Source organism: Burkholderia seminalis (assembly GCF_001718535.1).
Lineage (GTDB): Bacteria > Pseudomonadota > Gammaproteobacteria > Burkholderiales > Burkholderiaceae > Burkholderia > Burkholderia seminalis.
Genome location: NZ_CP013400.1, coordinates 2,577,298 through 2,590,246 on the forward strand (window position 1 = coordinate 2,577,298; position 12,949 = coordinate 2,590,246).

The following is a 12,949-nucleotide window of genomic DNA, read 5'->3' on the forward strand; positions in this document are numbered from 1 at the left end:
GCACGCGTCAACTCCGGATCATCTGGAACAGCGGTTCGAATACCCACTCGGCGATCGAACGGCGCTCGACGACGACGCTCGCGGTGCCATGCATGCCCGGAAGGATCCGCAGCGGCTCGCGGGGCGAGCCGAACGTCGCGCTGCGCACCGTCGCCCACGCCATGTAATCGGTCGGTCGCGCACCGGTGGGCGCCGACGACGGCGACGAAGCCGTGACCGCGGTCATCGTCGTGCCGGAAATCGAGTCGATGCGCGCGGCGACACTGCCGAAGCGGGCATAGGGGAACGCGTCGAGCTTGATGCGGACCGTCTGCCCTTCCCGCACAAACCCGCGTTGCCGCGACGGAATGCGCAGTGCGGCGGACAGCGACGGTTTCGGGCTGGTCGAGATCACGAGCGCGACGTCGTCGGACGCGAGCGCATTCCCCGGCACAAGGCCCGAAAACGTCACGATGCCGTCGTTCGGCGCCGATACGGTGATGTCCCGCCGCGCCGCCTCGTAACGCACCAGAATGTCCTGCACTTCACGATCGCGCTGCGCATGCAGTTCCCGGACCTGCGCGTCGAGTTCGCGGCGGCTACCGCGCAAGGTTTCGAGATCGGCAAGCAGCGCCTGATGCCGGGCATCTCCCTGGGCAATCTCCGCTTCGTTCTGACGGACCTCGATGCGTGCCTGCTCGATGCGATCGGCAATGACGTAGTCGGCGGCGCCTTCGACACGGGCAAGCCTGCGTCGCGCGTCGTCGGCCATCTGCCGCAAGCGGTGCTGCCGATCGCCGAGTGCGTCGAGTTCGCGCATGCGCGCCGCCTCCGTGCGTCCGGCCGCCTGCATGCGAGCCTGCAGCGCGGCGATGCGATCGTCGAATTGCGCGTTCGTCGCGGCCGTCTGCCTGTCGCGCGACGCTTCGTCGAAGACCGGCCTTGGGCGGCCGTCGGCGGACAACGTCAGGTCGCGTACCAGCCGGAACAGCGGCTGCCCTTTTCGCACCGGGGTGGCCGACGCCACGTACACAGCCGTCACGAGCCCCTCATGACCTGTAATCCTGACATCGAACGGCGACACGATTTCGCACGGCACGTCCCGCTTGAGTTCGATTTCCTGGACACATGCAAAGACAATGCCCGCGCCGACGATGGCCGACGCGCAGTATGCGATCCAGCGCCACGACACATCCGCGAAGCGCGGCAGTTTTCCAGCTTCCCAATCCAATTTCGATGTTCCGGATGTCGGGCCGCCCGCGCGGCCCGGCAGCCTGCCGACCGACTCGCGGCGACAGGCCGCATGCAGGGCGGAACCCGGTGCGACGCATCACGCGGCATACGTGCCGTGCATGAACGCGCCGGCGTGATGCCGGCGACGGAGTGGCAGCGGAACTGCGCGAACCGTCGACCGGTTCGCGACAGCCGGGAATCAGCGCTACGGCCGAATCGTCACGCCGCCACCGCCGGTGGGCGGCGTCGTGGTCGGCGGCGTCGTGGTGGGCGGCGTGGCGGTAGGCTGCGGCGCCGAGCGTGTGTTCTTTGTCGGCGTGCTCCGCCGCTTGCAGCAACCTCCCGCCAGTTGCGATTGCGCGAGCGTCGTGCGATCGATTTTTTTCATCTTCCCTGCTCCTTGGGTTGAAAACGATTTGGCCAACCATGCCGCGGCCACGGGGCGCTGCACATCACTGGTACGACATCGTGAACGTCGCGAGACCGTTGGCCGTGCCGGCCTTGATGTCCGACGCCGTGCGGATGTAGCGCGCCGAGAACGGCACTTCGTAAATCGTGTTGCTGACCGTGCCGATCACGACCTGGTTCGGATTGCCGGCGACGGACGAATCGGGGCCGAACGAGATCGGCCGTGCGTCGGACAATATCTGGATGCCGAAGCCGCGCGCGGTCGAATCGCTCGTCAGCGACAACACATTCGAACGGTTGTTCGGCGACGAGACGTCGGTGAAGGTCACCGCAATCCTCGACGACACGCCCCGGCAATCGATCGAGATACCGAGCGGAACCGCGGACGCCGCACTGCCGACCCCGCCGAACATGTGCGCGCCGATCCGGCCGAAGCGTACGTTCACTTTGCTCGACGTCACGGTGCAGCTCTGAGATGCGACGCTCACCTGCGGCGTCGACAGCGTGACCGTCGACGCGGCCAGACCGCCGATGCGCTGCGTGAAGAGCAGCCCGCCGGCAATCACCGCGTTGGGCGGCACGTCGCCCGTCTTGACGAGTTCCAGCACGACCGGCGTGCCCAGATAGACGTAGCACTTGCCGCTCGCCGGATAGCCGCACCGCGACGCGGTATTGAAGACCGACACCGGTATGGTGTAAGAACCGGTGTCCGGCGCATAGCCGTCCGCTTCGAGGCGCAACCGGTAGCCGATGCCCCGGGTACCTGTCGGAATGATGCCGTTGGACGATTGCACCCCCGATCCGCTCTGGTTTTCGACGGTTGTCCCCGTCGTACAGTAGACGCCGACCGGCTTCGACTGATTGAACGAATAGGTGTATCGCGCGCTCGTGATGACGGTACCCGCTGGCGCATCGCGCGGCACCGTGACGCTCGCCGGCAGCGACAGCGATACGCGATAGACGCCGCCCGTGCCGAGCTCGCAGGCGGCCATCGCTCGCGACGGCAGGCATGCAAACACCAGCAGCGCCACGCCGGCGCAGAAGCCGGGCAGGCAGCGGCACGCCGCCGGGACAAATGACATACGCTTCAGCGTGTTGCCACGACTTTCGTCGTTCACTGCAATTCCCCTTCGATGCATGATCGACTCCGCGAGCCGCCGACGCCACTGCCACGTCAGCCTCGCCAAGATATTCAGGGACCATGTATGTCGTTCGCCGCAGCCCAGCGTGAGATGTCGTTTCGCGTCTTTTCCGACGCACGACAAGATGCGGCCCGTCCGATCTTCGTCGGTCGACTGCAAACGAAATCGCTACCCGATCCTCGACAGGAACATGGCCGGTTGCACAAGGCGCCCGCAAGCATCGACCGAGTCATGTTGCCGTCCGCCTTGTGAACTAGGCGTTATTCTCGTGCCCGGCCACGTCGAAGCCAATCGGACAAGTCAGAAATATCGCGACAAAGTGCGCGGGCGGAACACGCGTCGATCGGCGGATTGCCGTGTTTTATTTTTTGACGCGGGTAACGGTCAACCGGACGCTTCGCAAAACGTCACTGGACGCGGGAAGCGGCGCCGCGGGACCGGATCGTCACGATGCCGCGCATGCGAAAAAACGCCCGCCCCGGTTTCCCGGAGGCGGGCGCTTGCAGCCCGAACCTGCAAACCACCTTCAATGCACGCCGAGATACGCCTTCACCGCCGGCAGACCCGGCTTGCCGTCGAGCGTCGTCACGCCGGCGAGCCACTTGTCGAGCGCCTGCGGGTTCGCCTTCAGGTACTCGGCGGCCGCCTTGTTCGGGTCTTCCTTGTTCATGATCGGCAACATCACGTGGTTCTCGATCGTCGTCGTGAACTGGAGGTTCGACACGAACTTCGCGACGTTCGGGCAGCGCTGCGCATAGTCGGGCGGCGTGGCCGTCAGCACCTTCGCTTCGCCGTAGTTCGGGCCGAACACGTCGTCTCCGCCGCTCAGGTAGTCGATCTTCATCTGCACGTTCATCGGATGCGGTTCCCAGCCGAGGAACACGATCCACTGCTTGTCGCGGATCGCACGATTCACCTCGACCAGCATCCCGGCCTCGCTCGACTCGACCATCTTGAACTTGCCGAGGCCGAACTTGTTGCCGTCGATCATCTTCTTGATCAGCAGGTTGCCGTCGTTGCCCGGCTCGATCCCGTAGATCTTGCCGTTGAGCTTGTCCGCGTACTTCTGGATGTCCGCGAACGACTTCAGGCCGCCCTGGTACACGTAGTCGGGCACCGCGAGCGTGTATTTCGCGCCGGTCAGGTTCGGCGTCGACAGCACCTTGATCGTGCCGGCCTTCGTGAACGGCTGGATGATCGGGTCCATCGTCGGCGACCAGTAGCCGAGGAACACGTCGATCTGCTTGCTCTTGATCCCGGCGAACGTGATCGGCACCGAGGCGATCGTCTTCGTCGGGTTGTAGCCGAGGCCCTGCAGCATCGTCGACGCGAGGCCCGTGGTCGCCGCGATGTCGGACCAGCCGACATCCGCGAAGCGCACGTTCTTGCATACGGGCGGATCGGCCGCATAAACGGCCGACATCGGCGCGGTTACCCCGATTCCGCACACCGCTGCGATCAATAGGCGCTTCATCTTGCTTCTCCTCAAAGTGATGTCGTTTGCTTGAATGCGGGATCGTTTATTGAAGCCGCGCGCCGCGATCCCGGCGACGTCGCGGACCGAATGTTGCGTGGCGGCGCCGTTCAGCGCCCCGGCAACCGTCTCTCGTAGCTCGGCGCATGGCCGAACTGCGCACGGTAGGCCTTGCTGAAATGACACGGCGAATGAAAGCCGCAGACCATCGTCACGCGCGCGATCGACGCGTCGGTCGTGCGCAACAGGTCACGCGCGCGCTTCAGGCGCAGCGTCAGGTAATAGTGGGTCGGCGACACGTTCAGGTACACCTTGAACATCCGCTGCAGGTGCCGCTGCGACAGCCGCACGAGCCGCGCGAGTTCCTCGAGCGACAGCGGCTCCTCGATGTTCGCCTCCATCAGCCGCACGACCTCGATCAGCTCCGCGCGCGAGAAGCCGACGCGCGCATCGACCGGAATCGGCTGCGTGTCGGTCGAACTGCGGATGCGCTCCAGGATGAACTGCTCGGACACCTGCGCGGCCAACTGCTGGCCGAAGCGCATGCCGACGAGGTTCAGCATCAGGTCGAGCGGCGCGGTGCCGCCCGTGCAGGTCAGCCGGTCGCGGTCGACGACGAACAGCTCGTCGGCGAAACCGACCTGCGGAAACTCCGAATGCAGCGCGGACAGGTTCTCCCAGTGCACGGTGCAGCGATAGCCGTCGAGCAGCCCGCTCGACATCAGCGCGTACGCGCCCGTGCAGATGCCGCCGAGCGGCAGCCCGCGCTCGGCAAGCGCCGCGAGCGTATCGCGCGCGCCCTCGTCGACCACGTCGCGGATGCGGATGCCGCCGCACACGATCATCACGTCGGGCAGGTTCTCGTAGTCGAGCGCCTGCGTGGGCCGCACCGCGATGCCGTTGCTGGCATGCGCGGGCGCGCCGTCGAGCGAGTAGATCGACCACTGGTAATGGTCGGCACGCCCGACGTAGTTCGCCATCCGAAGCACCTCGACCGCGCTCGAGAACGCGATCATCGAGAAGTTCGGCAGCGTCAGGAAGCCGAAATGGGCGAGGGACGAAACCGGTGAAACGCAGGCGGCGGGCGCCACAGCGACGGCAGACGTCACATCGGTCTCCTGGCGAGGAGGTTGCAGGGGGCCAGCCCCGCGGCTCGGGCCGCGGAAGCCGTTATCTGTTCAGGGTGAGCGGCCGGCGGGTGTACCGGCCGCCGGAGATCAGGCCTGTGCGGGCGCGGTCTTCACGCGAAAGAGCTGCTTGAGACCGGCGAACAGCGGCGCCTTCACCGTGCCCGGCGCACGGCCGAAGCTTTCGGTGATGCGGTCGAGAATGATCGCGAGCAGCACGACCGACAGACCGCTTTCGAAACCGAGGCCGATGTCGAGGCGCTGGATACTCGCGAGCACGTCGTTGCCGAGACCGCCCGCGCCGACCATCGACGCAATGATCACCATCGACAGCGCCATCATGATCGTCTGGTTCACGCCCTGCATGATCGACGGCAGCGCGTTCGGGAACTGCACCTTGTACAGCAGCTGCCAGGGCGTGCAACCGAAGGCCTGGCCGGCTTCGACGATCTCGCGGTTCACGTGGCGGATACCAAGGCTCGTCAGGCGCACCGCCGGCGGCATCGCGAAGATCACCGTCGACAGGATCCCCGGCACGCGGCCGAGACCGAACAGCATCGCGGCCGGAATCAGGTAGACGAAGGCCGGCATCGTCTGCATCAGGTCGAGGATCGGGCGCACGATCGCGGCGACCCACTTGCTCTTCGCGGCCCAGATGCCGAGCGGGATGCCGAGCACGAGGCTGATGATCGTCGACGACAGCGTGAGGCCGAGCGTGATGATGGTCTGATCCCAGAAGCCGGTGGCAAAGATCAGCAGCAGCGACGCGGTGGTGAACAGCGCGAAGCGCCAGCCCACCCGCCACAGTCCGACGCCGATGAAGATCGCCATCATCAGCCACATCGGGATCGCCTGCAGGCCATGCTCGACGAATGCGGCGAGCCCCTCGATCGCTTGACCGATCGCGTCGAACGTCTTCGCGTCGTGGTCGAGCAGGTAGTGAACGGACTGGTCGACCCAGGTACCGAGCGGAATCATTTCAGACATGGGAACCTCGCGAACGCGTGATGGCTTTCAGGATGAGCGCACGATCGACCGAGCCGCAGTAGCAGCCGTCGTCGTCCACGACGGGCAGCGCATTCGGGCTCGCGACCACACGTGCGACGACATGTTCGAGCGACGCGTCGTGCCGGATGCTTTCGATCGGCCGCACCGACGGCGTGTCCTGGCCGATCGCTTCGCGCGTGACGAAGCCGCGGATCTTGCGCTGGGCGTCGAGCACGAACGCATAGTCGGCACTGCCGTTCAGCGTCGCCGCGACGTTCGCGGCATCGCACTTCGACACGATCGGCACGGCGCCCGTCTGCATCAGGTCGCCGGCCGTCAGGTAGCGGCTCGTGTCGATGCCGTCGAAGAACGCGCGGACGTAATCGTCGGCCGGGTTCGCGATGATGTCCTGCGGCGTGCCGACCTGCACGAGCCGGCCGCCTTCCATGATCGCGATGCGGTTGCCGATGCGCAGCGCTTCCTCCAGATCGTGCGACACGAACATGATCGTGCGGCGCTGTTCCTTCTGCAGTTGCAGCAACACGTCCTGCATTTCGCGGCGCTTGAGCGGATCGAGCGCGGAGAACGCCTCGTCCATGATCATCAGCGACGGGTTCACGGCCAGCGCGCGGGCCAGGCCGACGCGCTGCTGCATCCCGCCCGACAGCTCGGACGGCAGCTTGTGCGAGAACGGCGCGAGGCCGACCTGCTCGAGCACTTCCATCGCCCGGCGCTCACGCTCCTTCTTGCCGACGCCGGCGACCTCCAGGCCGAATGCGGCATTCGACACCACGGTGCGATGCGGCATCAGCGCGAACGACTGGAACACCATGCTCATGTCCTTGCGGCGCAGCGCGGTCAGCGCCGAGCGGCGCGCCGATGCGACGTCGAGCCCGTCGATCATCACCTTGCCGGCGCTTGGATCGACCAGCCGGTTCACGAGGCGAATCAACGTGGACTTGCCGGAGCCGGACAGGCCCATCAGCACAAAAATTTCGCCTTCCTGCACATCGAAGGAGACGTTGTGCACGCCGACGACCTGACCGGTGCGCTTGAGCACATCGTCTTTCGTCGCGCCGGCGGCGAGCATGTCGAGCGCCTGCTGCGGGTTGCTTCCAAACACCTTGCACAGACCTTCGACCACGACCTTGGGGGCATCCATCGAAACCTTCTCCTCGTGTAGCGGGGACTCGCGCTTGTCATAGCGTGCCTACATAGTTGCCAGAAAAAACCCCGACCTGCCGACGAATTACGACAAACGCTTGCGCAAATACGACACACCCTCCAGCCCCGCCTGGCGGGCCGCGCCGCGCGGCGGCACCCGATTGCGGCGGTGCAATACGCGCACACCCAGCAACGACGGGCATCCCCCGCCGGACTTGTGCGCAGCAGCGCGGCACGCATCGCATGAGTTTTTGCGCCAACGCGCCTCGGCCGCGCGTCGCTTTGCGACAAATCCGCGTCCGATCCGGCGGCGCTCTGTTCAGACGAAAACACCCATCGCATTCACCGGTAAAAAGCATGACCGTGCAAAAAGCCGCGCGACGACACCGGACGGCGCACGCCGCGATACCGCGCCCACCCCGGAAATCCGCGACGGTCCGCTGTGTTACATTCCCCGCAAGCACGTTGAGCGCGACGTCGCCGCGGGCCTTTCGCACGAGAGGCCACCCACGCGGCACGCGCCTGCCGGTTCGCCTGCCGGCCGTGCTGAAACCGCCTCGATCCGGTGCGATCCGCGATCGAAGGACGATAACGATAGCGAGAGGGAGCAAGGCGTTGAACTGGGCATTCGCCGTAATCGGTTTCGTCGTGGGCGGCATCGCCGCCTTGATCGGGGATTTCTCGGCCGCGAGCGGTGCGCTGCTCGGAGCCGCCGCCGGGTTCGCCATCGGTCGCGCACTTCAGCAACGCCATCCCAGGAACACGCCCGCCGCTCGGGATGCGTTCGCGCTGTCCGCGACATCGCCCTCCGCGCCCTTGCCGCTCGCCGATCGCGTCGCGCGCCTCGAGGCGACCGTCGACACGCTCACGCGCGAACTCGACTCGCTGCGCGCCCAACTGGCCGGCGCGAAGGCTGGTGCGGCGACCGCCGGAAACGTCGCGCAAACGGTGCCGGCCGGTGCGGCAACCGCGCCGCCGTCGACGCCCGTCCCGCCACCGCCGGTACAGTCCGCACAACCTGCCGCCGCACGAGCAGACACATCGGCCGCCGCCTCGATCCCGGCGCCTGCCGCGACGCCCGCGCCGGCCACCGCGGCGCGTCCGGCCGTACCCGCGTCGGCTCCCGTCGGCCCGACGGCAAGTCCCGCCGCCGCACCCGCCCGCCCTGCCCCGCCCGCGCCGCGCGAACCCGGCCTCGTCGACCGCGCATTCGGCGCCGCGCGCGACTGGCTGCTCGGCGGCAACACGGTCGTGCGCGTCGGCATCATCGTGCTGTTCTTCGGCGTCGCGTTCCTGCTCAAGTACGCGGCCGACAACAACATGCTGCCGATCGAATTCCGCCTCGCGGGCACCGCGCTCGCCGCGGCCGCGTTGCTCGCGATCGGCTGGCGCGTGCGCGCACGCCGCGCCGCGTACGGCCTCGTGCTGCAAGGCGGCGGCATCGGCATCCTGTACCTGACGATCTTCGCCGCGACCAAGCTTTACGCGCTGCTTCCGGTCGGCGCCGCGTTTCCGCTGATGGTCGCGGTCTGCGCGCTGAGCGCGTTCCTCGCGGTGCGGCAGAACGCGCTGCCGCTCGCGTTCATGGGCAGCGCGGGCGGCTTCCTCGCACCGGTGCTGCTGTCGACGGGCCAGGGCAACCACGTCGCGCTGTTCAGCTACTACGCGCTGCTGAACGCGGGCATCTTCGCGATCGCGTGGTTCAAGGCATGGCGTCCGCTGAACCTGCTCGGCTTCGTCTTCACGTTCACGATCGGCTCGGCCTGGGGCGTGACGGCCTACCGTCCCGCGCTGTTCGCGAGCACCGAACCGTTCCTGATCCTGTTCTTCCTGATGTATGTCGGCATCGCGCTGCTGTATGCGCTGAAACGCGAAATCGCGTTGCGGCACTACGTGGACGGCACGCTCGTGTTCGGCACGCCGATCGTCGCGACCGCGCTGCAGGCGTCGCTCGTGAAAGGCATGCCGTTCGGGCTCGCATGGAGCGCGGTCGCGCTGTCGGCGTTCTACGTTGCGGTCGCGGCCTGGCTCGCGCGGCGCCGCGACCGCCTCGGGCTGCTGTTCGAATCGATGCTCGCGCTCGCGGTGATCTTCGCGACGCTGGCCGTGCCGCTCGCGTTTTCGGGGCCGACAACGAGCGCCGCGTGGGCGATCGAAGGCGCGGCCATCGTGTGGCTCGGCGTGCGCCAGAAGCGTCTGCTGCCGTTCGGCTTCGGGTTGTTGATGCAGATCGCCGCGGCCGGCGCGTTCTTCACGAGCCTGCTCGGGCCGGCCGACGCCACCGCGCTGCCGGTGCTCAACAGCCCGTACATCGCGATGCTGCTGATCGCGCTCGCCGGGCTGTTCACCGGCTGGTGGCTGCACGGGCGCGACGAAGCGCGCGCGTGGCACGCGTGGATGCCGGAAATCGGCGTCGCGGCCGCTGCATGGGGGCTGCTGTGGTGGGTCAGCGGCGGGCTGCACGAGATCCTCGTCCATGCAAGCCGCCACGTCGATCTGCATGCCGACCGCTTCGTCGTCGACACGACCGCGCTGTTCGCGGCCGGCACCGCGTGGCTCGCGCACGTCGCGCGCCGCAAGCTCGCGTGGCCGCTCGCCGAATGGCCCGCGCTCGCGCTCACGCCGGTGCTGGCGCTGCTCGCGCTGCGCGCGTTCGATGCGCATGAAGCCCCGCTGTCGGGTATCGGCGCATTCGCGTGGCCCGTTGCCGTCGGCGCGGGGCTTGCATTGCTGTGGCGGCAGGCGCGCGGCCCGGCTCGCGCCGATGCCGGGAGCGGCACGGTGCCATCGATTGCCGCCGGCATCGTCGCGCCGCTGCATACGCTGATGTTCTGGACCCTGTGCGGGCTGCTGTCGCTCGAAGGCTTCTGGCGCCTGCGCGCGTTCGTCCCCGAAGGCGCATGGAGCTGGAGCGCATGGGCATACGGCTTCGGCGCGCTGCTCCTGCTCGTGTCGGGCCCCGGCGCGCGGCTGCGCTGGCCGGTCGCGGCGTTCCCGCGCGCGTACCAGGTGTGGGGCGCCGCGCCGCTCGCCGCGCTGCTGTGGTTATGGAGCATCGCGAGCACGGTCAGCGACGGCAGCGCGGCCCCCCTCTTCTGGCTGCCGCTGCTCAATCCGCTCGACATCGCGCAGTGTCTCGTCTTCGTCGCGTTCGCCGCGTGGCTGCGCCGCCTGAAAGCGCTCGGCATCGCGTGGCATCCGCGCGTGGTCGACTATGCGGCGATCGCGACCGTGTTCCTGTGGTTCAACGCGCTGATGCTGCGCACGCTGCATCACCGCTTCCACACCGGTTACGACCTCGACACCGTGCTGTCGTCGTTCGGCATCCAGCAGGTGTTCATGGTCGGCTGGAGCCTGTTTGCGTTCGCCGGGATGTGGCTGACGCGCCGCGACGGCATCGCCCGTATCTGCGCATTCGCGTCGCTGCCGCTGATCGTCGTGATGTGGATGTGGACCTTCTATGCGAACTTCACGCAGGACGGCGGAAGCTGGGCGCGCGTGCCGCTCTTCAACCCGCTCGATCTCGTGCTAGCAGTCGTCTATGCGCTCGCCGCGTCGTGGTTCATCCGCGCGCGCAAGCTCGGCGGGTCGTTCGGCAAGTATCGCGTCGCGCTGCTGAGCGCGGCCGGCGCCACCGCGTTCCTGTGGCTGAACGCGATCCTGCTGCGCACGCTGCATCACTGGGCAGGCGTGCCGTACGAATTCGGCGCGATGGCGGAATCGACGCTCGTGCAGGCCTCGGTATCCGTGTACTGGACGCTCTGCGCGCTCGCGATCGCGATCTGGGCCACGCGCCGCGGGCTGCGTCCGCTGTGGTTCGTCGGCGCCGCGCTGCTCGCGCTCACGGTCATCAAGCTGTTCCTGTTCGACCTGTCGCACGTGACCGGCATCGAGCGCATCGTGTCGTTCATCGGCATCGGCGTGCTGCTGCTGTTGATCGGCTATTTCTCGCCGCTGCCGCCGAAAGCCGCCACACAACAGGACGAGCAGCCATGAAGCGACTCGCCGCCCTGCTCGGACTGAGCCTGCTCGCGTCGTTCGCGGCGGCCGACGGCATGCCGGACGTCGCACGCGTGACACAACGCTTCGCGCTCGACCTCGACGGCAGCGCCGCGTATTACCAGCTCACCGTGCCGCAGCTCGTGTATGCGGCGAGCCGGCGCGACGATCTCGGCGACGTGCGCATCTTCAACGGCGCGGGCGAACCGGTGCCGTATTCGCTCGACGCCCCCATCGCGGCCGCGCTCGCGGTACCACCGACGCGCACGCCGGTGCACTGGTTTCCGCTGCCGCCGGCCCGCACCGACAACGGCGGCGCGCCGCTCGGCGTGACGGTCGGCCCGGACGGCGCGCTGCGCGCGGCAAGCACCGCGCCGGCGCGCACGAAACATGGCGCCGATCTCGTCGACCTGTCGCATACGGACGGCACCATCGACGCGCTGCTCGTGCATGTGGGCGACGACCGCTACCAGGGACGTGTCGCGATCGAAGCGAGCGACGACCTGCGCAGCTGGCGGTCGCTCGGCAGCACGCAACTGCTGAAAGTCGGCCACGGCGACGACATGCTGGTGCAGGAGCGTATCGCACTCGAAGGCGCGGCGCCCCGCTACCTGCGGCTGGACTGGCTCGACGACGCACCCGCGATCGCGTCGATCGACGTCGAGACGCATCCGCGTGACGCTCGCGGAACCGATACCGCGTCCGTGCCGCGCCAATGGCGCAACGCCGTGCGCGTGCGTGCCGGCGGTACGGCCGGCGAGTATCTGTTCGACACCGATGGCGCCTATCCGGTCGATCGCGTGCGCATCGACCTGCCGCAACCGAATACGGTTGCGCGCGCGACGTTGCAGAGCCGCTCCGACGCGCAGGTGCCGTGGCGCGACGTCGCGGGCGCCGTGCTGTTCCGGCTGCAGGGCAAGGCCGGCGAGCAGCGCAATCCGCCGCTCGAGTTCGCGGCGAATACGGATCGTGCATGGCGGATCGTCGTCGACATGCGTAACGGCGGGTTCGGCGGCGGGCAGCCGGCCGTCGCGATCGGCTGGCATCCGGCCGCGCTGACCTTCGTCGCGCGCGGCACACCGCCGTTTACGCTCGGTGTCGGCGACGCGTCGCTCGTGTCGTCGGCGGTGAGCCGCGAGGCGCTGCTGGTCGGCATGGCGCCCGAAGTGCGGCCCGCACGGGTCGGCGCGGCACTGCCGGTATCGGCGGTCGCGCCGGCGCCCGCCGATACCGACGCGACTCGCCGCTTCGTGCTGTGGGGCGCGCTGGTCGTCGCGGTCGGCGTGCTCGGCACGATCGCGTGGCGACTCGCGAAAGGCGGCGGCGACTCGCGCGGCCGCGACGCGTGACGCCGCGCGTCTTTATGCAGCGTTTATTAGGCACGCCCGTTTCTTTCGACGGTCGCAACGCGTAACTGCGTACAGTCGTCGCATCGG

At 67.7% G+C, this 12,949-nt stretch carries 8 protein-coding genes and 1 pseudogene; 2 read left to right on the forward strand and 7 right to left on the reverse strand.

What is annotated here, in order from left to right:
• Nucleotides 1-7: 7 nt before the first annotated feature.
• From WJ12_RS36205 to WJ12_RS32070, 7 genes and pseudogenes are all read right to left on the reverse strand, one after another.
• The gene (locus WJ12_RS36205; RefSeq protein ID WP_226103929.1) at nucleotides 8-1,210 is read right to left on the reverse strand and encodes an HlyD family secretion protein; all 1,203 of its coding nucleotides are present in this window, start codon (nucleotides 1,208-1,210) and stop codon (nucleotides 8-10) included.
• A 207-nt stretch (nucleotides 1,211-1,417) separates the two neighbouring features.
• Complete coding sequence (locus tag WJ12_RS35590) at nucleotides 1,418-1,600, reverse strand: hypothetical protein (protein WP_049035325.1); 183 nt, start codon at nucleotides 1,598-1,600, stop codon at nucleotides 1,418-1,420.
• Nucleotides 1,601-1,664: 64 nt separating this feature from the next.
• On the reverse strand, nucleotides 1,665-2,702 hold the full coding sequence (locus WJ12_RS32050; RefSeq protein WP_167361906.1) for a fimbrial protein: 1,038 nt from the start codon (nucleotides 2,700-2,702) through the stop codon (nucleotides 1,665-1,667).
• 586 nt (nucleotides 2,703-3,288) lie between these two features.
• Nucleotides 3,289-4,236 (reverse strand): choline ABC transporter substrate-binding protein, encoded by a 948-nt coding sequence (locus tag WJ12_RS32055; protein WP_034186006.1) that lies wholly within the window; start codon nucleotides 4,234-4,236, stop codon nucleotides 3,289-3,291.
• Nucleotides 4,237-4,346: 110 nt separating this feature from the next.
• Nucleotides 4,347-5,345, reverse strand: a complete 999-nt coding sequence (locus tag WJ12_RS32060; protein WP_059556943.1) for a GlxA family transcriptional regulator — start codon at nucleotides 5,343-5,345, stop codon at nucleotides 4,347-4,349.
• Between the two features lie 108 nt (nucleotides 5,346-5,453).
• Complete coding sequence (choW, locus tag WJ12_RS32065) at nucleotides 5,454-6,350, reverse strand: choline ABC transporter permease subunit (protein ID WP_034186004.1); 897 nt, start codon at nucleotides 6,348-6,350, stop codon at nucleotides 5,454-5,456.
• Nucleotides 6,343-7,634: pseudogene (locus WJ12_RS32070) on the reverse strand (quaternary amine ABC transporter ATP-binding protein); the annotation flags it as partial. The gene choW and the pseudogene WJ12_RS32070, both read right to left, overlap by 8 nt.
• 495 nt (nucleotides 7,635-8,129) lie before the next feature.
• On the opposite strand from WJ12_RS32070, the gene WJ12_RS32075 reads away from it, so the two are divergent.
• The gene (locus WJ12_RS32075; protein ID WP_059556944.1) at nucleotides 8,130-11,510 is read left to right on the forward strand and encodes a DUF2339 domain-containing protein; all 3,381 of its coding nucleotides are present in this window, start codon (nucleotides 8,130-8,132) and stop codon (nucleotides 11,508-11,510) included.
• The gene (locus WJ12_RS32080; RefSeq protein ID WP_059556945.1) at nucleotides 11,507-12,862 is read left to right on the forward strand and encodes a DUF3999 domain-containing protein; all 1,356 of its coding nucleotides are present in this window, start codon (nucleotides 11,507-11,509) and stop codon (nucleotides 12,860-12,862) included. Before WJ12_RS32075 ends, WJ12_RS32080 begins: the two co-directional genes overlap by 4 nt.
• The last annotated feature ends 87 nt before the right edge of the window (nucleotides 12,863-12,949 follow it).